Source organism: Klebsiella sp. D-Nf1, assembly GCF_002810515.1.
Lineage (GTDB): Bacteria > Pseudomonadota > Gammaproteobacteria > Enterobacterales > Enterobacteriaceae > Klebsiella > Klebsiella variicola.
This window is the reverse complement of record NZ_PIOK01000003.1, coordinates 548,306-570,967: the sequence shown is the minus strand read 5'-3', so window position 1 is coordinate 570,967 and position 22,662 is coordinate 548,306. Positions and strand designations below refer to the sequence as shown.

The 22,662-nt window shown below is 58.8% G+C and carries 20 protein-coding genes; 13 read left to right on the top strand and 7 right to left on the bottom strand.

Annotated elements, in window-relative coordinates; genetic code table 11:
- Nucleotides 1-4: 4 nt before the first annotated feature.
- The 4 genes from kdpB to kdpE are packed head-to-tail and all read left to right on the top strand — an operon-like array spanning nucleotide 5 to nucleotide 6,001.
- The gene (gene kdpB, locus CWM54_RS16540) at nucleotides 5-2,053 is read left to right on the top strand and encodes a potassium-transporting ATPase subunit KdpB (RefSeq protein ID WP_100697826.1); all 2,049 of its coding nucleotides are present in this window, start codon (nucleotides 5-7) and stop codon (nucleotides 2,051-2,053) included.
- Between the two features lie 10 nt (nucleotides 2,054-2,063).
- Nucleotides 2,064-2,639: a potassium-transporting ATPase subunit KdpC gene (gene kdpC / locus CWM54_RS16535; protein WP_100697824.1), complete on the top strand. Its 576-nt coding sequence runs from the start codon at nucleotides 2,064-2,066 to the stop codon at nucleotides 2,637-2,639.
- Nucleotides 2,640-5,327, top strand: coding sequence for a two-component system sensor histidine kinase KdpD (kdpD, locus tag CWM54_RS16530; protein ID WP_100697822.1), 2,688 nt, complete (start codon nucleotides 2,640-2,642; stop codon nucleotides 5,325-5,327).
- Nucleotides 5,324-6,001, top strand: coding sequence for a two-component system response regulator KdpE (gene kdpE / locus CWM54_RS16525; protein ID WP_100697820.1), 678 nt, complete (start codon nucleotides 5,324-5,326; stop codon nucleotides 5,999-6,001). Before kdpD ends, kdpE begins: the two co-directional genes overlap by 4 nt.
- Here kdpE and CWM54_RS16520 read toward each other — a convergent pair.
- From CWM54_RS16520 to seqA, 3 genes are read right to left on the bottom strand one after another with little or no spacing between them, the layout of a single operon-like run.
- Entirely contained in the window at nucleotides 5,983-6,420 is a 438-nt protein-coding gene (locus tag CWM54_RS16520) for an arginine:ornithine antiporter (protein ID WP_100697818.1), read from the bottom strand. The genes kdpE and CWM54_RS16520 overlap by 19 nt on opposite strands.
- A 54-nt stretch (nucleotides 6,421-6,474) precedes the next feature.
- Nucleotides 6,475-8,115, bottom strand: coding sequence for a phosphoglucomutase (alpha-D-glucose-1,6-bisphosphate-dependent) (gene pgm / locus CWM54_RS16515; protein ID WP_002894773.1), 1,641 nt, complete (start codon nucleotides 8,113-8,115; stop codon nucleotides 6,475-6,477).
- Nucleotides 8,116-8,147: 32 nt separating this feature from the next.
- Nucleotides 8,148-8,696 carry a replication initiation negative regulator SeqA gene (gene seqA / locus CWM54_RS16510; protein WP_012542439.1) on the bottom strand — a complete coding sequence of 183 codons (549 nt, stop codon included), beginning with the start codon at nucleotides 8,694-8,696 and terminating at the stop codon, nucleotides 8,148-8,150.
- Nucleotides 8,697-8,879: 183 nt separating this feature from the next.
- Here seqA and ybfF point away from each other — a divergent pair, with 183 nt between their 5' ends.
- The 8 genes from ybfF (at nucleotide 8,880) to CWM54_RS16470 (ending at nucleotide 16,538) form a co-directional block, all read left to right on the top strand.
- On the top strand, nucleotides 8,880-9,653 hold the full coding sequence (gene ybfF / locus CWM54_RS16505) for an esterase (protein WP_100697816.1): 774 nt from the start codon (nucleotides 8,880-8,882) through the stop codon (nucleotides 9,651-9,653).
- Between the two features lie 133 nt (nucleotides 9,654-9,786).
- Nucleotides 9,787-10,080, top strand: a complete 294-nt coding sequence (gene ybfE, locus CWM54_RS16500) for a LexA regulated protein (RefSeq protein ID WP_012542441.1) — start codon at nucleotides 9,787-9,789, stop codon at nucleotides 10,078-10,080.
- Between the two features lie 151 nt (nucleotides 10,081-10,231).
- Entirely contained in the window at nucleotides 10,232-10,762 is a 531-nt protein-coding gene (fldA, locus tag CWM54_RS16495) for a flavodoxin FldA (RefSeq protein ID WP_002894765.1), read from the top strand.
- A gap of 291 nt (nucleotides 10,763-11,053) precedes the next feature.
- Nucleotides 11,054-11,506, top strand: a complete 453-nt coding sequence (fur, locus tag CWM54_RS16490; protein ID WP_002894761.1) for a ferric iron uptake transcriptional regulator — start codon at nucleotides 11,054-11,056, stop codon at nucleotides 11,504-11,506.
- Between the two features lie 127 nt (nucleotides 11,507-11,633).
- Nucleotides 11,634-12,560: a tricarballylate utilization LysR family transcriptional regulator TcuR gene (gene tcuR / locus CWM54_RS16485; protein ID WP_100697814.1), complete on the top strand. Its 927-nt coding sequence runs from the start codon at nucleotides 11,634-11,636 to the stop codon at nucleotides 12,558-12,560.
- A 97-nt stretch (nucleotides 12,561-12,657) separates the two neighbouring features.
- Complete coding sequence (tcuA, locus tag CWM54_RS16480; RefSeq protein ID WP_100697812.1) at nucleotides 12,658-14,061, top strand: FAD-dependent tricarballylate dehydrogenase TcuA; 1,404 nt, start codon at nucleotides 12,658-12,660, stop codon at nucleotides 14,059-14,061.
- Nucleotides 14,048-15,187 carry a tricarballylate utilization 4Fe-4S protein TcuB gene (gene tcuB / locus CWM54_RS16475; RefSeq protein ID WP_100697810.1) on the top strand — a complete coding sequence of 380 codons (1,140 nt, stop codon included), beginning with the start codon at nucleotides 14,048-14,050 and terminating at the stop codon, nucleotides 15,185-15,187. Before tcuA ends, tcuB begins: the two co-directional genes overlap by 14 nt.
- Nucleotides 15,188-15,242: 55 nt before the next feature.
- Nucleotides 15,243-16,538: an MFS transporter gene (locus CWM54_RS16470; protein WP_061155333.1), complete on the top strand. Its 1,296-nt coding sequence runs from the start codon at nucleotides 15,243-15,245 to the stop codon at nucleotides 16,536-16,538.
- 51 nt (nucleotides 16,539-16,589) lie between these two features.
- Here the strand turns inward: CWM54_RS16470 and chiQ are convergent, their stop codons facing one another.
- Nucleotides 16,590-16,925: a ChiQ/YbfN family lipoprotein gene (gene chiQ / locus CWM54_RS16465; protein WP_100697808.1), complete on the bottom strand. Its 336-nt coding sequence runs from the start codon at nucleotides 16,923-16,925 to the stop codon at nucleotides 16,590-16,592.
- A gap of 47 nt (nucleotides 16,926-16,972) precedes the next feature.
- The gene (chiP, locus tag CWM54_RS16460) at nucleotides 16,973-18,376 is read right to left on the bottom strand and encodes a chitoporin ChiP (RefSeq protein ID WP_100697806.1); all 1,404 of its coding nucleotides are present in this window, start codon (nucleotides 18,374-18,376) and stop codon (nucleotides 16,973-16,975) included.
- Between the two features lie 230 nt (nucleotides 18,377-18,606).
- Between chiP and CWM54_RS29515 the strand changes: the two genes are divergently transcribed.
- On the top strand, nucleotides 18,607-18,759 hold the full coding sequence (locus CWM54_RS29515; RefSeq protein WP_413773491.1) for a hypothetical protein: 153 nt from the start codon (nucleotides 18,607-18,609) through the stop codon (nucleotides 18,757-18,759).
- A 53-nt stretch (nucleotides 18,760-18,812) separates the two neighbouring features.
- On the opposite strand, the gene glnS is transcribed toward CWM54_RS29515, so the two are convergent.
- The gene (glnS, locus tag CWM54_RS16450) at nucleotides 18,813-20,480 is read right to left on the bottom strand and encodes a glutamine--tRNA ligase (protein WP_100697803.1); all 1,668 of its coding nucleotides are present in this window, start codon (nucleotides 20,478-20,480) and stop codon (nucleotides 18,813-18,815) included.
- Nucleotides 20,481-20,658: 178 nt separating this feature from the next.
- Entirely contained in the window at nucleotides 20,659-22,614 is a 1,956-nt protein-coding gene (nagE, locus tag CWM54_RS16445; RefSeq protein WP_100697801.1) for a PTS N-acetyl glucosamine transporter subunit IIABC, read from the bottom strand.
- Between the last annotated feature and the right edge of the window lie 48 nt (nucleotides 22,615-22,662).

Below are 22,662 nucleotides of genomic sequence, written 5' to 3'. Positions count from 1 at the left end.
TGTTATGAGTCGCAAACAATTAGCCCTGCTGGAGCCGACGCTGGTGCGCCAGGCGCTGCTGGATGCCGTGAAAAAACTCAGCCCGATGGTGCAATGGCGCAATCCGGTGATGTTTATCGTCTGGGTGGGCAGCCTGTTAACTACCTTGCTGGCGATCGCGATGGCTGGCGGCGCCCTGACCGGTAGCGCCACCTTTACCGCTGCCGTCAGTATCTGGCTGTGGTTTACCGTGCTGTTCGCCAACTTTGCCGAAGCGATGGCGGAAGGCCGTAGCAAAGCCCAGGCCAACAGCCTGAAAGGGGTGAAAAAAACGGCCTTCGCCCGCAAACTGCGCGCCCCGCAGCATGACGCGACGGTCGACCACGTGCCGGCGGAAGACCTGCGCAAGGGCGACGTGGTGCTGGTGGAAGCCGGGGATATTATCCCCTGCGACGGTGAAGTCATCGAAGGCGGCGCCTCGGTGGACGAAAGCGCCATTACCGGCGAGTCTGCCCCGGTGATCCGTGAATCCGGTGGCGATTTTGCCTCGGTGACCGGCGGGACGCGCATTCTCTCCGACTGGCTGGTGATCCGCTGCAGCGTGAACCCGGGAGAAACCTTCCTCGACCGGATGATCGCCATGGTGGAAGGCGCCCAGCGCCGTAAAACGCCGAACGAGATCGCCCTGACGATCCTGCTGATCGCCCTGACGCTGGTGTTCCTGCTGGCCACCGCCACCATCTGGCCGTTCTCGGCGTGGAGCGGCAATGCGGTCAGCGTTACCGTGCTGGTCGCCCTGCTGGTGTGCCTGATCCCGACCACCATCGGCGGGCTGCTGTCGGCCATCGGCGTCGCCGGGATGAGCCGTATGCTCGGCGCCAACGTGATTGCCACCAGCGGCCGCGCGGTGGAAGCCGCTGGCGACGTCGATGTCCTGCTGCTGGATAAAACCGGGACCATTACCCTCGGCAACCGCCAGGCCTCTGCCTTCCTGCCGGCGCGCGGCGTGGCAGAGCGAACCCTCGCCGACGCCGCCCAGCTCTCCTCGCTGGCGGATGAAACCCCTGAGGGGCGCAGCATCGTGGTGCTGGCGAAACAGCGCTTTAACCTGCGCGAACGCGATCTGCAGTCGCTGCACGCCACCTTTGTCCCCTTTACCGCGCAAACGCGGATGAGCGGCATCAATATTGATCAACGCATGATCCGCAAAGGGTCGGTGGACGCCATTCGCCGCCACGTGGAGGCCAACGGCGGCCACTTCCCTGCCGATGTCGATAAGCAGGTCGAAGAGGTCGCCCGCCAGGGGGCCACGCCGCTGGTGGTCGCCGAAGGGGAAAAGGTGCTGGGGATTATTTCGCTCAAAGATATCGTCAAAGGTGGTATCAAAGAACGTTTCGCCCAGCTGCGCAAAATGGGCATTAAAACGGTGATGATCACCGGCGATAACCGCCTGACCGCCGCGGCGATAGCCGCCGAGGCCGGGGTCGATGATTTCCTCGCCGAAGCGACGCCGGAAGCCAAGCTGGCATTGATCCGCCAGTACCAGTCGGAAGGTCGGCTGGTGGCGATGACCGGCGACGGCACCAACGACGCGCCCGCGCTGGCTCAGGCCGACGTGGCGGTGGCCATGAACTCCGGCACCCAGGCGGCGAAGGAAGCGGGCAACATGGTCGACCTGGATTCCAACCCCACCAAGCTGATTGAGGTGGTCCATATCGGCAAACAGATGTTAATGACGCGCGGCTCGCTGACCACCTTCAGTATTGCCAACGACGTGGCGAAATATTTCGCCATTATTCCGGCAGCGTTTGCCGCGGTCTATCCCCAGCTGGCCATGCTGAACGTGATGGGCCTGCATTCGCCGTCGTCAGCGATCCTTAGCGCCGTCATCTTTAACGCGCTGATCATCGTCTTCCTGATCCCGCTGGCCCTGAAAGGCGTGAGCTATCGTCCGCTCTCCGCGTCGGCTATGCTGCGCCGCAACCTGTGGATCTACGGCCTCGGCGGTCTGCTGGTGCCCTTTATCGGTATTAAAGCCATTGACCTGCTGCTAACCCTGAGCGGTCTGGTGTGAGGAAAAAACTATGTCATTGATTCGTCCAGCGCTTGTGCTATTTATTCTGTTAACGCTGCTCACCGGCGGCGTCTATCCTCTGCTCACCACCAGTCTGGGACAATGGTGGTTTAACTCACAGGCCAACGGCTCGCTGATCCGCCTGAACGGTGAGGTGCGCGGCTCCGGACTGATTGGCCAGAACTTTAGCGCAGCTGGCTATTTCCAGAGCCGCCCGTCGGCCACCGCTGAGACGGCGGATAATCCGATGGCCTCGGGCGGCAGCAACCTCGCCGCCAGCAACCCGGCGCTGGATAAAGCAGTGAGCGAGCGCGTACAGGCTCTGCGCGCCGCTAACCCGGACGCCGACCGGCGGGTACCGGTCGAGCTGGTCACCACCTCAGCGAGCGGTCTCGATAACAACCTGACCCCGGCCGCCGCACTGTGGCAGGTGCCCCGGGTGGCTAAAGCGCGCCAGCTGAGCGTTGAGCAGGTGACCCTGCTGGTGAACCAGGCCACACAAACCCCGCTGCTGAGCTTCCTTGGTCAGCCGGTGGTCAATATACTGCAACTCAATATGGCGCTGGATGCCCTGAAGGATAAGTAAATGAGTGACGAGCCGCTGCGCCCGGACCCTGACCGCCTGCTACAGCACACCGCCGCCCCGCATCGCGGCAAACTGAAAGTGTTCTTCGGCGCCTGCGCCGGGGTGGGGAAAACCTGGGCGATGCTGGCGGAAGCGCAGCGGCTGCGCGCCCAGGGGCTGGATATTCTGATTGGCGTGGCGGAGACCCACGGCCGAAAAGAGACCGCTGCGATGCTGCAGGGCCTGAGCACTCTGCCGCCGCGGCGGCTCGCTCATCGTGGGCGGTACGTCTATGAGTTCGATCTCGACGCCGCCCTCGCCCGCCGTCCGGCGCTGATTCTGGTGGATGAGCTGGCGCACAGCAATGCGCCCGGGTCCCGCCATCCGAAGCGCTGGCAGGATGTGGATGAACTGCTGGATGCCGGGATTGATGTCTTTACCACCGTCAACGTCCAGCATCTGGAAAGCCTGAATGACGTCGTCAGCGGGATCACCGGCGTTCAGGTGCGGGAGACCGTCCCCGATCCCTTCTTTGACGCCGCAGACGACGTGGTGCTGGTGGACCTCCCCCCTGACGATCTGCGCCAGCGGCTCAATGAGGGCAAAGTCTATATCGGCGGCCAGGCCGAGCGCGCCATCGAAAACTTTTTCCGCAAGGGAAACCTGATTGCGCTGCGCGAGCTGGCTCTGCGCCGCACCGCCGACCGCGTCGATGAACAGATGCGTGCCTGGCGCGACCGCCAGGGCCAGGAGAAAGTCTGGCACACCCGCGATGCGATCCTGCTCTGTATCGGGCACAACACCGGCAGCGAAAAGCTGGTGCGCGCCGCCGCCCGGCTCGCCGCCCGCCTGGGCAGCGTCTGGCATGCAGTGTATGTCGAGACCCCTTCCCTGCACCGCCTGCCGGAAGCCCGGCGGCGGGCTATTCTCGCCGCGCTGCGTCTGGCCCAGGAGCTGGGCGCCGAAACCGCGACCCTCTCCGACCCGTCGGAAGAGAAAGCGGTCCTCCATTACGCCCGCGAGCATAACCTCGGCAAAATCGTCATCGGCCGCCAGCGCAAACGCCGCTGGTGGGATCGCAGCGGCTTCGCCGACCGTCTGGCTCGCCATGCGCCGGACCTCGATCTGGTGGTGATCGCCCTCGATGAAAAACCGTCCCCTCTCCCTGCGCGGGCCAACGACAGCCGTACGGCGCTGGAAAAGTGGCGCCTGCAGCTGCAGGGCTGCGCGGTGGCGGTGGCGCTATGCGCCATCATCACCCTGGTGGCCATGCAGTGGTTGATGGCCTTCGAAGCCGCCAACCTGGTGATGCTCTATCTGCTGGGGGTGGTGATCATCGCCCTGGTCTATGGCCGCTGGCCGTCGGTGCTGGCGACGGTGATCAACGTTATCAGCTTCGATCTGTTTTTTGTCGCCCCGCGCGGGACGCTGGCGGTGTCAGATGTCCAGTATCTGCTCACCTTCGGCGTGATGCTCACTGTGGGCCTGCTTATCGGTAACCTCACCGCCGGCGTACGCTACCAGGCGCGGGTGGCGCGCTACCGTGAACGCCGTACCCGCCACCTGTATGAGATGTCTAAAGCACTGGCGGTGGGTCGTAGCCAGCAGGATATCGCCACCACCAGCGAGCGCTTCATCGCCTCCACCTTTCAGGCCCGCAGCCAGTTGCTGCTGCCGGACGCCCAGGGAAAACTGCTGCCCTTAACCCACCAGCCAGGGCTGACCCCATGGGATGACGCCATCGCCCGCTGGAGCTTTGATAAGGGGCAGCCTGCCGGCGCCGGCACCGATACCCTGCCCGGCGTGCCGTACCAAATTTTACCGCTGAAGAGCGCCGCCCGCACCTGGGGGCTCTTAGTGGTGGAACCGGAGAATCTGCGCCAGCTGATGATCCCGGAGCAGCAGCGGCTGCTGGAGACCTTCACCCTGCTGGTGGCCAGCGCCCTGGAGCGCCTCACCCTGACCGCCAGCGAAGAGCAGGCCCGGCTGACCAGCGAGCGGGAAAGCCTGCGTAACTCGCTGCTCGCCGCCCTGTCGCACGATCTGCGTACTCCGCTGACCGTGCTGTTTGGCCAGGCGGAAATTCTGACCCTCGATCTGGCCAGCGAAGGTTCAAAACATGCCCCGCAGGCCAACGAAATTCGCCAGCATGTACTCAACACCACCCGGCTGGTGAACAACCTGCTGGATATGGCGCGGATCCAGTCCGGCGGCTTTAATCTGCATAAGGAGTGGCTGACGCTGGAGGAAGTGGTCGGCAGCGCGCTGCGCATGCTCGAACCGAGCCTCGGCGGCCAGCACATTCAGTTGGATCTCCCCGATCCCCTCCAGCTGGTGCATGTCGACGGGCCGCTGTTCGAGCGGGTGCTGATCAACCTGCTGGAAAATGCCCATAAGTATGCCGGCGCCCGGGCGAACATCGGCATCCGCGCCGAGGCGGACGCCCGGCAGCTGTCGCTGGAGGTATGGGATAACGGTCCGGGGATCCCGGCGGGCCAGGAACAGGCTATCTTTGATAAATTCGCCCGCGGCAACAAAGAGTCGGCGATCCCTGGCGTCGGGCTGGGCCTTGCCATCTGTCAGGCCATCGTCGACGTCCACGGCGGGACCATCTCCGCCAGCAACCGGCCCGAGGGCGGTGCCTCTTTCCGTGTTACACTGCCGAGAGAAGCGCCCCCTGAACTGGAAGAGCTACCTGAGGAATTGTGATTAACGTTCTGATTATCGAAGACGAACACGCTATCCGTCGCTTTCTACGCACCGCGCTGGAAGCCGACGGCATGCGCGTATTTGAAGCGGAAACCCTGCAACGTGGGCTGATTGAAGCCGCCACTCGTAAGCCCGACCTCGTGATCCTCGATCTGGGCCTGCCGGATGGTGACGGCATTGATTTTATTCGCGATCTGCGCCAGTGGAGCCAGATGCCAATTATCGTCCTGTCAGCGCGTAGCGAAGAGCATGACAAAATTGCCGCCCTGGATGCCGGCGCTGATGACTACTTAAGTAAACCCTTTGGCATCGGCGAATTGCAGGCCCGCCTGCGCGTTGCGCTGCGTCGCCACGGCGCGGCGCAGGACGATGAGCCAGTGGTGCGCTTCGCCGACCTGGAGGTCAATATCCCCGCCCGCCGCATCCTGCGCGGCAGCGAAGAGATCCACCTGACGCCCATCGAGTTTCGCCTGCTGACGGCGTTGTTGAATAATCCCGGTAAAGTATTGACCCAGCGTCAGCTGCTGAATCAGGTGTGGGGGCCTAACGCCGTGGAGCACAGCCACTATCTGCGGATCTATATGGGTCATCTGCGACAAAAGCTGGAGGCCGATCCGGCACGGCCGCAGCATCTGCTGACTGAAACCGGCATTGGCTATCGCTTTATGCCCTGAGCCCCGCCTCTGCAGTACCAGAGGCTGGCGATTTTCAGCCCTTCAGAGAGCAGCAGAAAACCTGCCAGGATCGCTACATGCCTGATGCCGGCAGCCTGAATCAGCCACAGACCCAGTGACAGCGAAGGTTGCATAAACACCAGCCTGAGCGGCGCCTGCCCCCAGGCCAGCCACAGCGCATAGCGGCTCTGGCGGAAAAAAAGGATCATCGACAGCGGGATGCTGATAATCAGCAGAACATTCAGCGGGTACAGCCAGGCCGCCGCGGCTCCGTAAGTCTGCAGCAACTGGAGATAAGCCAGCAGATCGTCGTAAAAAGGGAGGCGGCGGTGGGCAATATTCCACCATAAGAATTGCAGGACGAAAAAGAGATCCATCCACGCCCAGAATAAAAACAGGGTCTTCCGTTGTATTTTCATCGCTATCCTTGCGAAAAAAATCAGGCCCGCAAGGGGCCTGATGGTAGTGCGTCGTTAGGCGTTCTTCAGCACTTCGCTGACAATCTCTACCGCTTCTTTTTCAATCAGCTTGCGATGCTCTTCGCCGAGGAAGCTTTCGCAGTAGATCTTATAGGCGTCTTCGGTGCCTGACGGACGCGCCGCGAACCAGCCGTTGTCGGTCATCACCTTCAGGCCGCCAATCGCCGCCCCGTTGCCCGGCGCCGCGGTCAGACGGGCAGTAATTGGATCGCCCGCCAGCGTGTCAGCGCTGACCATTTCCGGAGAGAGCTTGGACAGCGCCGCTTTCTGCGCGGAAGTTGCGGAAGCCTGCAAACGGTTATAGCTCGGCGCACCGAAGCGTTCAGCCAGTTCGTTATAATGCTCCTGCGGGTTTTTCCCGGTCACCGCGGTGATTTCCGCCGCCAGCAGGCACATGATGATGCCGTCTTTATCGGTGGACCACGGCGTGCCGTCGAAGCGCAGGAAGGAGGCCCCGGCGCTCTCTTCGCCGCCGAAGCCGAAGCTGCCGTCGAACAGGCCGTCGACAAACCATTTAAAGCCCACCGGCACTTCCACCAGCTTGCGGCCCAGATCGTTCACCACGCGGTCAATCATCGCGGAGGAGACCAGCGTTTTACCCACCGCCACCTCTTTGCCCCACTGCGGACGATGCTGGAACAGGTAGTTGATCGCTACCGCCAGGTAGTGGTTCGGGTTCATCAGCCCGGCTGGGGTGACAATCCCGTGGCGGTCGTAATCCGGATCGTTAGCAAACGCCAGATCGAACTTATCGCGCAGCGCCAGCAGGCCCGCCATCGCACACTCTGAGGAGCAGTCCATACGGATGGCGCCGTCTTTATCGAGGTGCATAAAGCGGAAAGTCTGGTCAACCTGATCGTTCACAATGGTCAGATTGAGCTTGTAGTGTTCGCCAATGCGTTTCCAGTATTCGATACCGGACCCGCCCAGCGGATCGACGCCCAGCGTCAGGCCCGCTTTCTGGATCGCCGCCATGTCGACGATGTCCGCCAGCCCCTCAATGAACGGCTGCACCAGATCCTGTTCTTTAACGTGACCAGAAGCCAGCGCCGCGTCCAGAGAAATGCGTTTCACGCCCTGCAGGCCCGCGGCCAGCAGTTCGTTGGCACGGTTTTCCACCACTTTGGTGACGTTGGTATCAGCCGGGCCGCCGTTTGGCGGGTTGTACTTAATACCACCATCTTCCGGCGGGTTGTGGGACGGGGTGATCACAATGCCGTCTGCCAGCGGACCGCCTTTCTTGTTATGCACCAGAATCGCATTGGAGACCGCCGGCGTCGGAGTGAAGCCGTTGTTTTCCTGCACGATCACGTCAACGCCGTTGGCGGTTAACACTTCCAGCACCGAAATAAACGCCGGCTCGGAGAGAGCGTGGGTATCTTTGCCGACATAGCACGGACCGGTGATCCCGTTCTTCGCACGATCTTCCGCAATGGCCTGGGCGATGGCCAGGATATGCGGTTCGTTGAAGTTGTGGCGCGCCGCGCTACCGCGATGGCCAGAGGTGCCGAATTTTACCGCATGCTCCGCATTACCGACTTCAGGCTTCAGCACGTAGTACTGAGCAGTCAGTTGGGCGACGTTAATCAAATCACTCTGTTGCGCAGGCTGCCCCGCACGTTTATCGATTGCCATTGCCTGATCCTTCTGGTGCAAATGTTAAAAAGCTAGATCGTGCCGCAAACCTTTTCGATTAGCTCCGCAGGGAACTGCATCGACTGCATGATGTGCTCAATCATGCTGCATTTACGGCCGGTATTGGTATTAGTGATAACCCACCACGGTGTACCAGGAACCTGTTTTGGTTTGGTCTGATTACCGCTTTTCAGCAGCGTACGCGCATCTTCTGCGAAGTAGACGCGCGTGCGGCCATGCAGAGACTCGGTCGCCTCAGCAAATGCTTTATTGTCCAGGGAATAGAGGGTCGTCAACACCAGCATAAAACGGTTCACCGCGCGCTTCTGCTCGGCGTATTCATCAGATAACAGCAGCTCGCGCATGGCGCGGACTTTATCTTTCGCCGGGTTAGCGGGTTTCACCTCAACGGCAGGCGCTGGCGCCAGTGCCGGCGCGGCTTTGCTGACCGGTGTAGCCGGTTGGGAAACGGCGGAAAATTTCAGCATGCGCCGTAAAATGTCGGATGCGCTCTCGCCGATATGCAGAGTATGGCTGGCAATATAGCGATAGAGTTCATCATCAACTTCAATTGTTTTCATCTTAATCCAGTGCGATATCTTTTCTGAATACAAATCGTTGGGATTATAAGTTCAAATCCCAACCGCGGATAGCGTCAAACCAGGATGGCGGTAAAACTCAGAAAACTTCTGGGTCTTGCAGCCGGATGGCAGAATGTCCAACATAATACCCTAACCCGACGGAGCGAAAAAAAGAACTTTGCCATGAAATTAAATAGCCGAGCGCAATCTGCACAGAATCCGCACAACCACTCCCCGATCGTGCTAGTCCACGGTCTGTTTGGCAGCCTGGACAACCTGGGCATCCTCGCCCGCGACCTGATCGCCGACCACGATATTGTGCAGGTCGATATGCGCAACCACGGTTTGTCGCCGCGATCGCCAGAGATGACCTACCCCGCGATGGCGCAGGATCTGCTCGATACGCTCGACGCGCACCAGATCGAGCGCGCCACCTTTATCGGCCATTCGATGGGCGGGAAAGCGGTGATGGCGCTCACCGCGCTGGCGCCGGAACGGATCAGCGGACTGGTGGCGATCGATATCGCGCCGGTGGATTATCATGTGCGCCGCCATGATGAGATCTTCACCGCTATCCGCGCCGTCAGCGACTCCCCCGCCAGCAGCCGCCAGCAGGCGGCGCAGGTGATGCGCGAGCATCTGCGGGAAGAAGGCGTGATTCAGTTTCTGCTGAAATCTTTTGTCGACGGCGAATGGCGCTTTAACGTGCCGGTGCTGTGGGACCAGTACCCGCATATCGTCGGCTGGGAAACTATTCCGGCCTGGCCGCATCCGACACAGTTTATTCCCGGCGGCAACTCGCCCTATGTGACCGACGCCTACCGCGACGCGCTGCTGGCGCAGTTCCCGCAGGCCCGGGCGCACGTCATCGCCGGCGCCGGACACTGGGTGCATGCCGAGAAACCCGAAGCGGTGTTACGCGCCATCCGCCGCTATCTGACGAGCATCGCCGCCTGATTGGCTAAAATATGCCCGACCGCGCCGCAGAATGCCCGCGGTCGTTGGCGCAGCCGTTCGCCTGATGTATGATGGCGCGCTATCTGCGCCGGCTAAAGCCCGGCTGCTTGTTTCCCCGAAGTCACTCAGAATCATGGCAAAAGAACAAACGGACCGTACGACATTAGATTTGTTCGCAAACGAGCGTCGCCCGGGAAGACCGAAAACCAATCCGCTGTCGCGCGATGAACAACTGCGCATCAACAAACGTAACCAGCTGAAACGCGATAAGGTTCGCGGGCTGAAGCGCGTCGAGTTAAAACTCAACGCCGACGCGGTCGATGCGCTCAATGAACTGGCGGAAGCGCGTAATATGAGCCGCAGTGATCTCATTGAAGAGATGCTGATGACCCAATTGCGCGCCCTGCACAGCCAGGGAAAAGTCTAACTTTCCGCGAAAAATCCGCATTCGTGTAGCAGAGTGTGCAGTCGGGCGTGATTGCTGTTTCCGCGCCCTTGCCTGTTCTGCTATGATTGCCGTTATCTATGGGCATCGCGTCCCTACCACATCATTTAAGTTTCAAGAGGTTATTTTACTCATGGCAATCATCGGCATCTTTTTTGGCAGCGACACCGGCAACACCGAAAATATTGCAAAAATGATTCAAAAGCAGCTTGGTAAAGATGTTGCTGATGTTCACGACATTGCCAAAAGCAGCAAAGAAGACCTGGAAGCCCATGACATTCTGCTGCTCGGTATCCCCACCTGGTACTACGGCGAAGCACAGTGTGACTGGGACGACTTCTTCCCGACGCTGGAAGAGATCGACTTCAATGGTAAACTGGTGGCGCTGTTCGGCTGTGGCGACCAGGAAGACTACGCAGAATACTTCTGCGACGCGCTGGGCACCATCCGCGACATCATTGAGCCGCGCGGCGCGACCATCGTCGGTCACTGGCCGACAGCCGGGTATCATTTTGAGGCCTCCAAAGGCCTGGCGGATGACGACCACTTCGTCGGCCTCGCCATCGATGAAGACCGCCAGCCGGAGCTGACCAACGAGCGCGTTGAGAAATGGGTGAAGCAGGTTGCCGAAGAGCTGCACCTCGAAGAAATCAAAAACGCCTGATGATTAAGCGGCGCAATCATTGAGTTGCGTCGCATTAATAGACAAAAGCAATCAAACTAATAGCTACAAGTTTTTAACTTTTAATCACATATCTGTACAATGTCCTCTGATTCTACGAGGCACGTGACGCAGTTTGTAGCTGGTGCCTCGTTTTTGACAGCAAACCAGGCCTGATGCTTGCAGTTTTCATTTACCAGTGGCAGTTCTATAATGAGACGCATTACGTCGGGTTAATTTCTGTATGACTTCCGTTGAAGGAAGTAGATCGTTTAGCAACAGGACAGATTCCGCATGACTGACAACAATACCGCATTAAAGAAGGCTGGCCTGAAAGTCACACTTCCTCGACTGAAAATCCTTGAAGTGCTGCAGGAACCGGATAACCATCATGTCAGTGCGGAAGACTTATATAAACGCCTGATCGACATGGGCGAGGAGATCGGTCTGGCGACTGTTTACCGCGTACTCAACCAGTTTGATGATGCCGGTATCGTGACTCGTCATAATTTTGAAGGCGGTAAATCCGTTTTCGAACTGACCCAGCAGCATCACCACGATCACCTGATTTGCCTCGACTGCGGCAAAGTGATCGAATTCAGCGATGACTCGATCGAATTGCGCCAGCGTGAAATTGCCTCCCGCCACGGTATCCGCCTGACCAACCACAGTCTGTATCTGTACGGTCACTGTGCGGAAGGTGATTGCCGCGAGGACGAACACGCCCACGACGCGGTGGAAAAATAATTTCCCGCTTCGCTGAGACTGAAAAGCCAACCTGCCGGTTGGCTTTTTTATGGGCGCCTCTGCCGCCCTTCCCGCTCTCGTCCCAAAGGTGACCTTCCCGCGTCCCCGTTTTGTCCGGAGAGTTGATATGGAACTTCGCCAGCTACGCTATTTTGTGCGCATTGTTGAAACCGGCAGCATGGGACGCGCCGCGCTCGATCTCAATATCGGCGTCTCGGCGCTCAGCCAGCAGATCGCGCGCCTGGAAAACGAACTGGCCATTCGCCTGCTGCAGCGGACCTCCCGCGGGGTCACGCCCACCAGCGCGGGGCTCGCCTTCTACTCGCAGGCACAGCTGGCGCTGCGCCATGCCGATGATGCCATCCTCGCCGCCCGCGAGGCGCGCCTGTCAGGCCACGTTAGCGTCGGCATGGCCCCCAGCACCGCCTCCGTTCTCGGCGTCCCGTTCATCAATGCGATGCGCGAAAGCTATCCCGACGTGCGCCTGCATCTGGTGGAAAGCCTCTCCGGTAATCTGGAGCGGATGATCAACACCCGCCAGCTCGATTTAGCTATCGTTTTCCAGCAGGAAAAGATCCTGCGCTGGAGCGCCAGACCGGTGCTGGAAGAACGCCTGTTCCTGATTGGCACCCATACGTTGTTGGCCCCCCTGCAGGAGGACCACATCTCTCCTGACCAGCTCACCGCCCTGCCGTTGATTATGCCAAGCCAGGGCCACGGCCTGCGCGGCAGGCTGGAGGCGGTTTGCCAGCAACACAATCTCAGCGTTGAGGTGGTGGCGGACATTGACGGTCTGGCTCTGCTGATGCAGGCCGTGCGCAGCGGACTGGGGGCCACCCTGCAGCCCGGGGCCGCCATTTCCCATCTCGACCATCAGGCGCTAAGGGTGATCGACGTCGTTAATCCGGTACTCAGTCGCCCCAACTTTCTGGTCAGTCTGTCCGATGATGAACTCACTCCGGCAGGCCTTGCGGCTCGAGTGATACTCAGCAAAGTCATGCGTCAGCTGGTGGAGTCTGACCGCTGGCCAGGCGCCACCCTTTACACTCACTAAACCCCTCTTTAGCACTACACCATAGCGCCCCACTGCCGTTACCGCCTACATTTCCATTACAAATTTAACAATTAATTAAATTGTAAGGGAGCCGATAATGGTCGATGTACTGGTGATTGGCGGCGGCAATGCCGCGCTATGCGCCGCCTTAACCGCCCGGGAAGCTGGCGCCTCGGTGCTGCTGCTGGAGGCGGCGCCGCGGGAGTGGCGCGGCGGCAACTCGCAGCACACGCGTAACCTGCGCTGTATGCACGATGCGCCGCAGGACGTGCTGGTCGACAGCTACCCGGAAGAAGAGTACTGGCAAGATCTGCTGCGCGTCACCGAGGGTAACACCAACGAAGCGCTGGCCCGACTGGTGATCCGCACCTCGTCACAATGCCGGGACTGGATGCGCCAGCACGGCGTGAACTTTCAGCCACCGCTCTCCGGCGCCCTGCACGTGGCCCGCACCAACGCCTTTTTTATGGGGGGTGGCAAAGCGCTGGTCAATGCCTATTACCGCAGCGCGGAGCAGATGGGGGTGCAGATCCGCTACAACATCCCGGTACAGGCTCTCGAGCTGCGCAACGGCGAATTCGTCGCCGCGCTGGCGGGCGAGGAACGGATTGTTGCGAAAAGCTGCGTCCTCGCCGCCGGCGGATTTGAATCCAATCGCGAGTGGCTGCGCGAGGCCTGGGGGCAAAATGACCGCGGTGAATGGCCCGCCGATAACTTCCTCATCCGCGGCACCCGCTTCAACCAGGGGGTGCTGCTCAAGTTTATGATCGACGCCGGGGCAGATATCATCGGCGATCCCTCGCAGTCCCACTGCGTCGCCATTGACGCCCGGGCGCCGCTCTACGATGGCGGGATCTGCACCCGCGTCGACTGCGTGTCGCTGGGGGTGGTGGTCAACCGCGATGCCGACCGCTTTTACGATGAAGGGGAAGATTTCTGGCCCAAACGCTATGCCATCTGGGGCCGGCTGGTCGCCCACCAGCCCGGACAGATCGGCTACTCGATCATCGACAGCAAAGCCATCGGCCACTTTATGCCGCCCGTCTTTCCCGGCGCTCAGGCCAACACCCTTCCCGAGCTGGCCCGCCAGCTCGGCCTGGACAGCGAACGCTTAACGCAAACCATCGCCGAATATAATGCCGCCTGCGCACCGGGCCAGTTCGATCATACCCGCCTGGATAACTGCGCGACGGCAGGCCTGACGCCGCCAAAGACCCACTGGGCGCGGCCCCTCGATACGCCGCCTTACTACGGCTACGCCCTCCGTCCGGGGATCACCTTCACCTACCTCGGGCTCTACGTCGACAAAACCGCCGCCGTCCACTTCGCCGGCAAACCCAGCCGTAATCTGTTTGTCGCCGGGGAAATGATGGCCGGCAACGTGCTGGGCAAGGGCTACACCGCCGGCGTCGGGATGTCGATCGGCACTACCTTCGGCCGCATCGCCGGCCAGCAAGCCGCCCGGGCGGCACAGCAGGAGAAACACCATGAAGTCGCTTGAGAAGCTGATCATTGAGGCGCAGATCATCACCGAGCCGGAGGCGGAAGTCGAACGGGTGATGCAGGTGTGTAACGCCTGCCGCTACTGCGAAGGGTTTTGCGCCGTATTTCCGGCGATGACCCAGCGCCTGGCCTTTGGCAAAGCGGATATTAACTATCTGGCTAACCTGTGTCATAACTGCGGTGCTTGCCTGCACGCCTGCCAGTACGCGCCGCCGCACGAGTTTGCCATTAATGTTCCGAAGGCGATGGCCGAAGTTCGGCTCGAGACCTATCAACACTACGCCCAGCCTGCGGCCTTTGGCAGCCTGTACCACCGGGCTGGCGTGACCACCGTGCTGGCGCTGGTCGGCGGACTGATTTTCTTTCTGCTGCTGGCGATGGGGCTTAAAGGCTCGCTGCTTCACTCTCCTCTGGCCGGCGATTTCTATCAGATATTCCCGCATAACCTGCTAGCGTGGATGTTTGGTTCGGTCTTCGTGCTGGCGATTGGCTTACTGATGACCGGGGTGATCCGCTTCTGGCGCGAGATCTCCCCGGGCCAGCCGCAGCCTGTTGATATCGCCAAGGCCTCACAGGATGCGTTGACGCTGAAATATCTCGATGGCGGGCACGGTAAAGGCTGCAACGAAGCCGATGACGCCTTCACGCTGATGCGCCGCCGTTTCCACCACTTCACCTTCTACGGCTTTATGCTCTGCTTCGCCGCCACCGTGGTAGCCACCGGCTATCACTATTTCGCCGGCCTGGAGGCCCCCTACCCGTTCTTCAGCGTCCCGGTGCTGCTGGGGACCCTCGGCGGCATCGGCCTGCTGGTCGGCCCGGCTGGCCTGCTGTGGCTAAACCTGCGCCGGTCGCCGTTGCACGGCGATGCACGACAAAAACCGATGGACCGCGGCTTTATCCTGCTACTGCTGCTGACCAGCTTCACCGGCCTGGCGCTGCTGGCGGGACGGGATACCTCATGGATGGGTATTTTGCTCGCTGTTCACCTCGGGGTGGTAATGGCCCTGTTCTTAACCCTTCCCTACGGAAAATTTGCCCACGGATTTTACCGCTGTGCGGCGTTACTCAAGTGGGCGATTGAGAAGCGGCGCGGAAAACAGGTGGGTGTCGCCGGCGACTGACCCACTCCCTCTGAACCCAATAACAACAAGATAAAGACAATGGAGAGCACACCCTATGACGCAACAACCCACGCGCGCCGGCACCGTCGGCGCTATCCTCCGCGTGACCAGCGGTAATTTTCTTGAACAGTTCGACTTTTTCCTGTTTGGCTTTTATGCCACCTATATCGCCCGCACCTTCTTTCCGGCGGAGAGCGAGTTTGCGGCGCTGATGCTGACCTTTGCGGTGTTTGGTTCGGGCTTCCTGATGCGCCCCATCGGTGCGGTGGTCCTCGGTGCCTATATCGACAGAATCGGGCGCCGCAAAGGGCTGATGGTCACCCTGGCGATCATGGGCTGCGGGACGCTACTCATCGCCCTGGTGCCTGGCTATCAGACCATCGGCGTGCTGGCGCCGATCCTGGTGTTAGTAGGCCGCTTGCTGCAGGGGTTCTCCGCGGGCGTCGAGCTTGGCGGGGTGTCGGTCTATCTGTCGGAAATCGCCACACCGGGCAATAAAGGGTTCTATACCAGCTGGCAGTCCGCCAGCCAGCAGGTGGCTATCGTCATGGCGGCGCTGATTGGCTATGCGCTGAACGCCACGCTGGAGCATGAGGAGATCGCTGACTGGGGCTGGCGCATTCCCTTCTTCATTGGCTGTCTGATCATTCCGCTGATTTTCGTGCTGCGCCGCTCGCTGCAGGAGACAGAAGAGTTCCTGCAGCGTAAACACCGCCCGGATACCAAAGAGATCCTGACCACCATCGCCAGGAACTGGCGCATTATTACCGCGGGGACGTTACTGGTGGCGATGACCACCACCACCTTTTATTTTATCACCGTCTATACGCCGACCTACGGCAGGGCAGTGCTGAACCTCAGCGCTCGCGACAGCCTGCTGGTGACCATGCTGGTGGGCATCTCTAATTTTATCTGGTTACCGATTGGCGGGGCGATCTCTGACCGGATCGGTCGTCGCCCGGTGCTGATGGGCATTACGCTGCTGGCGCTGCTCACTACCTGGCCGGTGATGCACTGGCTCACCGCCGCGCCCGATTTTACGCGTATGACGCTGGTCCTGCTGTGGTTCTCGTTCTTCTTTGGTATGTATAACGGCGCGATGGTGGCGGCGCTCACCGAAGTGATGCCGGTGTACGTCCGCACCGTGGGCTTCTCTCTGGCCTTTAGTCTCGCTACTGCCATTTTCGGCGGCCTGACGCCGGCTATCTCTACCGCCCTGGTCGAGCTTACCGGTGATAAAAGTTCACCGGGCTGGTGGCTGATGTGCGCTGCGCTGTGCGGATTCGTTGCCACCGCGCTACTGTTTGTACGCCTGAGCCGCGGCTATCAACCGGCGGAGAGTCAACGCTAAAAAAACAAACGGGCGGAGATGCGCTCCGCCCGTTTGCCACAGCCGTCTGACTTAATGGAGGGTATTATTATTGCTGCGGATCTCTTTCCAGATCTGGTCGCAGCGCGCTTTCACCGCCTGATCGTTGCCGGTACGAGTGGCCTGAATACACTGCTGGTAATCCAGCACGCGAACGCTCTCCTGGTTGGCAAACTGCTGGTGCTGTTTATCCTCTTTCAGCACATTCAGTACGCTCTGACAGGCTTCAATCTTGTCCGGATTCCCTTCCGCCGTATTAATACAGGCGCTATAGGCATCTTTGAGTTTGGTGTCTTCTTTTGGCGCTGGTGACGTGGCGCAGGCCACCAAACCCGATGCCATCATGGCAATAAGCAGCATTTTTTTCATTGTCGTTCTCCCAGAGGTGCGGCAGGCTCACGCCCGCCGCGCAGGCATCAGAAAATAGTGAACGGGGCGATAACCATGAACTTCACGTCGCGCTCATCCTGGAAGATGTTGCCGTAGCCGCCGCTCCAGCTCGGAATATCGGAATGGTTGTCGTACTGGGTAAAGTGCAGTTTGAACAGGGTGCCCTTCGCCCGGCCTTCCTGCACGGTATACAGTGCATCCAGGCTGTAAGCTGACTCTTTCAGGCGATAGTTCGGATCGTAGTACGCATCCGGTGAGGACATTCTCCCCGGCTTCGCATCCCAGGCGTACACATAAGACGCGCCAAACGCCCAGCCCGGCATGTCCCAGTTTTTCATGTCATACATCGCGCCGAAGAAGACCGCTTTTTCGTCATTGGCGTTGAAGTCGGAGCGGTTATCCCACCAGATATCAAGACGGCCGTTGGAAGAGGCGTAGGTTGGGGTCATACGCTGCAGGAAGTAGCCCTGCTGGCCTTCGGCCTTCACCCAGGTACCTTCCAGACGCAGGTCCAGCACATCCGCCACTTTATAGCCAAAGGTCAGTGCCTGCAGCCATGCGGTGCCGTCATAGATATCGTTGATGCCGCCGTTGCTGACCTTATCGCGGGTACCATAGAACTGGTAGCTGGTGCTCAACGGCGCGCCGGCGACGTCAAATTTGTAGCTGGCTTTTGCAAAATACTGATCGATATAGCCTTGTGCCTGACCAAATGCCGCTTCCAGCACCAGGTCATTTTTGAAATCATATTTGGCACCGACGGAGTGGAGATAATCGACTTTGGTTTTCTTGTCGTTCTGATAGAAGTCGTCCATCTCGATATGCCATGGCGCTTTATACTCGTTCGTCCACATATAGGAGAAACTTAATGCGCCCGCAGTACCGTAGTCGAAGTTAGCCCCGGCTTCCGCCCCCTGATAGGTACCTGGCATAAAGCTCCAGTGCGGCGCCAGAAGGGTCTGGCCGGTTGGCTGGATATAGCCCGCGCGCGCCCACGTCGGACCGTATTTGAATTTTGCAGCGGCCTTATACAGGCTGATGCCGCTCTTATCGCCAGAGTAATTTTCGTCATAGGCTTTGTTGCGCGACGAGAAAGCGATTTCGTTCGGGTGGCCACTATCGCCGTTCTCAGCCATTTCAATCGCGGTAAATGCAGCAATATCAAGGCCAAACATATCGGCGGCATAGCCGGACTGGAAGTCCAGGTTGGCGTTCCAGGTGGAGTGGGAAAGGTTGGTTTTATATTTGTCGCCGTCGGTCACATCTTTACGGTCACGCTCACGCTGCCAGTAATAGATACCGCCGGTTAAGGTTGAATCATCGATAAATCCTGCTGCACTGGCCTGCGGAATCACAACCCAGCCCGACATCGCGGTGACGGCGGCAATAGCCAGCGCCAGCGTACTACGTTTGCCACTAAACGTACGCATGTGCATATCCTCTTTGACGTTTTAAAAGGCGAAGACCAACGGTCATTCGCTAAAAAAATAAATAAAACTGCAAAATGTGGGGCGGTGAAAAAGGCCGCGAAACCACTGTAGATAGACTATTTTTCGTGACGCGAATTATCAATGTTTTTCGTGAGGCAAAGCTTAAGATTATGACAAAGCGCACATAATTTATGTCTTTTTGTTACAGTCTTATCTCTGATGATTTTGTTATGGAAGTCATTGCAAAATCAGGGAAAAAAGCGAGAATTGAAAGCGATTACATTGGTTTTTTGTATGTGACGGGAAACATCAGAAGCGCTATTTATTACCGTGCAGTAACAGGATTAATTCGCATCGCGAAAATAAAAAGTTTAATTAGCTGATTCTGAAACAAAAAAAGCGCCGCAAGGTGCGGCGCTTTTACAGGAAGGGAAATTTATTCGCCGACTTTCGCCCAGGTATCACGCAGCCCGACAGTGCGGTTGAACACCAGACTGGTTGCGGTTGCATAGCGACTGTCGAGGCAGAAGTAACCTTCACGTTCAAACTGGTAAGCTTTGCCTGCTTCGGCCTGCGCCAGGCTCGGCTCCGCATATCCCTGTTTGATCACCAGTGATTGCGGATTGATCACCGCGAGGAAATCTTCCTCCGCACCCGGGTTCGGTACGCTGAACAGGCGATCGTAAAGACGGATCTCCACCGGCAGCGCATGCGCCGCACTCACCCAGTGGATCACGCCTTTGACCTTGCGACCGTCGGCCGGATCTTTACTCAGGGTATCGGCATCGTAGGTGCAGAAAATAGTGGTGATATTGCCTTCGGCATCTTTCTCCACGCGTTCCGCTTTGATCACGTAGGCATTGCGCAGACGCACTTCTTTACCCAGCACCAGACGCTTGTACTGTTTGTTGGCTTCTTCGCGGAAGTCAGCGCGATCGATCCAGATTTCGGCGCTGAACGGCACTTCGCGGCTGCCCATTTCCGGCTTGTTCGGATGGTTCGGCATCGCCACCATTTCGCTTTCGCCCTGCGGATAGTTCTCGATAACCAGTTTCACCGGATCGATCACCGCCATCGCGCGCGGGGCGTTTTCATTCAGATCTTCACGAATGCAGGACTCCAGCGACGCCATCTCGATGGTGTTGTCCTGCTTGGTCACGCCGATGCGCTTGCAGAACTCGCGGATGGATTCAGCGGTGTAGCCGCGACGACGCAGACCCGAGATAGTCGGCATACGCGGGTCATCCCAGCCTTCCACGTGCTTCTCGGTCACCAGTTGGTTCAGCTTACGCTTGGACATCACGGTGTATTCGAGATTCAGACGCGAGAATTCATACTGACGCGGGTGAACCGGAATGCTGATGTTGTCGAGCACCCAGTCGTACAGGCGGCGGTTGTCCTGGAATTCCAGGGTACACAGCGAGTGGGTGATGCCTTCCAGCGCATCGCTGATGCAGTGGGTGAAATCATACATCGGGTAGATGCACCACTTGTTGCCGGTCTGATGATGTTCAGCGAACTTAATGCGGTACAGCACCGGGTCGCGCATCACGATGAACGGCGACGCCATATCGATCTTCGCACGCAGGCAGGCTTTGCCCTCTTCGAAGCCGCCGCTGCGCATTTTTTCGAACAGCGCCAGGTTTTCTTCCACGCTGCGGTCGCGATACGGGCTGTTTTTACCCGGCGCTTTCAGGGTGCCGCGGTATTCGCGAATTGCATCAGGAGAAAGTTCATCAACATAGGCCAGACCTTTGTTGATCAGCTCAACCGCATACTGATGCAGCTGATCAAAGTAATCAGACGAGTAGCAAACGTCCCCGGACCAGTGGAAACCTAACCACTGCACGTCGTTTTTAATCGACTCAACGTATTCGATATCTTCTTTCACCGGGTTGGTGTCATCGAAACGCAGGTTGCATTGGCCCTGATAATCCTGCGCGATGCCGAAGTTCAGGCAGATGGATTTCGCATGGCCAATGTGCAGATAACCGTTCGGCTCCGGCGGGAAGCGGGTGTGAACGGTGGTATGTTTACCGGTAGCCAGATCTTCATCAATGATCTGACGGATAAAGTTAGTCGGGCGGGCTTCTGCCTCACTCATCACGGGTTCCTCAAAGCGTAAACAACGTATAACGGCACATGATCTTACAAGCAGGACGTAGTGACAACTATTAGTTACGTAAAATGGGTATCAGAAGAGGATTATGGGGCCGATTGCTGGAAAAAAAAGCGGCGAAGGTTTCCCTTCGCCGCTGAGGCATAAACTCGACTCAGGAGCCTTACTTGCCTTTAATCTCATACAGCGGCGTCTGGCCGGCAACAACCTTACCGCTCGCCAGTATCACCAGCGCGCTGTAGTCATCGCTGTTGCTGCAGACTACCGGACTGATCATCGAGCGCGCGTTGGCGTTGAGGAAGTCCAGATCCATTTCCAGAATCGGCTCACCGGCCTTCACGTCCGTGCCCTCTTCAACCAGACGTTTGAAGCCCTTGCCTTCCAGCGCCACGGTGTCGATACCCATGTGGACGACGATTTCCGCGCCGTTGTTGGTTTCGAGGCAGAACGCGTGGTTAGTGTTGAAAATTTTCACCACACTACCCGCCGCTGGCGCGACAACGATGTTGCTGGTCGGTTTCACCGCGATACCGTCGCCGACGGCTTTGCTGGCGAAGGCTTCGTCCGGCACCTGTTCGAGCGCCACCACGTCACCGGTAATCGGCGAAACCAGCGACTCAACGGTCTTCGCATTCGCTACCGCCTGCGGTTTAGCCGCTGGCGCTGCGGTGGCGACATTGCCAGCCGGTGCGGCTGCTGCTGCCGCTACCGGGCCGCGGGTAACCACTTTTTTCATCTCATCGCCGATAGATTCTGCTTTCGCACCGACGATAACCTGGATGGTTTGCTTATTCAGTTTCACCACCCCGGACGCGCCGAGACGTTTACAGGCCGCGTCGTTCACTTTCGCCGAATCGCCCACGGTCAGACGCAGACGGGTGATACAGGCGTCAATGGCTTTCAGGTTGTCCGTTCCGCCTACCGCGGCGATATAGCTGGTCGCCAGCTGGGTCAGGCCCTCTTCAGTGTTGCTGTTGGCTTCTTCCGTTACCACGTCAGCGGCTTTGTCTTCACGACCCGGCGTTTTCAGGTTGAACATGCGGATAACCGCGCTGAACAGCAGGAAGTAGACGAAGAAGAACACCACACCCATCACCAGCAGCATCCAGACGTTTTTGCTGGCCGCTGGCAGGCTGTACATCAGCACATAGTCAATTGCACCTGCGGAGAAGGAGAAGCCCGCATGGATACCCAGCGCCGTTGCGATGAACAGGCTGATACCGGTCAGCACCGCGTGCAGGAGGTACAGCAGCGGAGCCAGGAACATGAACAGGAATTCCAGCGGCTCGGTTACCCCGGTCAGGAACGCAGTGATGGCAACAGACAGCAGCATACCGCCGACCATCGGACGACGCGCTTTCGGCGCCGCCAGATACATCGCCAGCGCCGCACCCGGCAGACCAAACATCATGATCGGGAAGAAGCCGGACATGAACATCCCCGCGGTGCCGTCGCCGGCGTAGAAGCGGTTGATGTCGCCGTGGAACACAGCGCCTGCGGCGTTAGTGAACTCACCAATCTGGAACCAGGCGATGGTGTTCAGCACCTGATGCAGACCGGTTGGGATCAGCAGACGGTTGATGAAGCCAAAGATACCGGAACCCAGCGCGCCAGCGGAGACGATCCATTCGCCACCCGCGTGGATAGCGTGCTGTACCGGCGGCCAGACGTAACCGAAGAGTGCGGCGAGGATCAGACAGAAGAAGCCGGTGGCGATCGGCACGAAGCGTTTGCCGCCGAAGAAGCTCAGGAAATCCGGCAGCTTAATGCCGGCCCAGCGGTTGTACACCGCCCCTGCCACCAGACCGGTAATGATACCGGCCAGTACGCCCATGTTAATTTCCGGGTTGATGGTGACCATCGCTTTGGTCATCACGAAATAACCTACTGCACCGGCCAGCGCCGCAGAACCGGCATTATCCTTGGACCAGCTTGATGCCACACCAATCGCGAAGATCAGCGCCAGATTGTCAAAGATTGCCCCACCCGCTTGCGCGATGAAGGGTACATTCAACAGGTCTGGTTGTCCGAAACGCAGCAGTAATGCCGCGACCGGCAGCACTGCGATAGGGAGTTGCAACGCCCTACCCAGTCGCTGAAAGAAACCTAAAATATTCATCTTATTCCCCCTATGAGACCCCGATGAGGCTCATTTTCTAAGCCACTT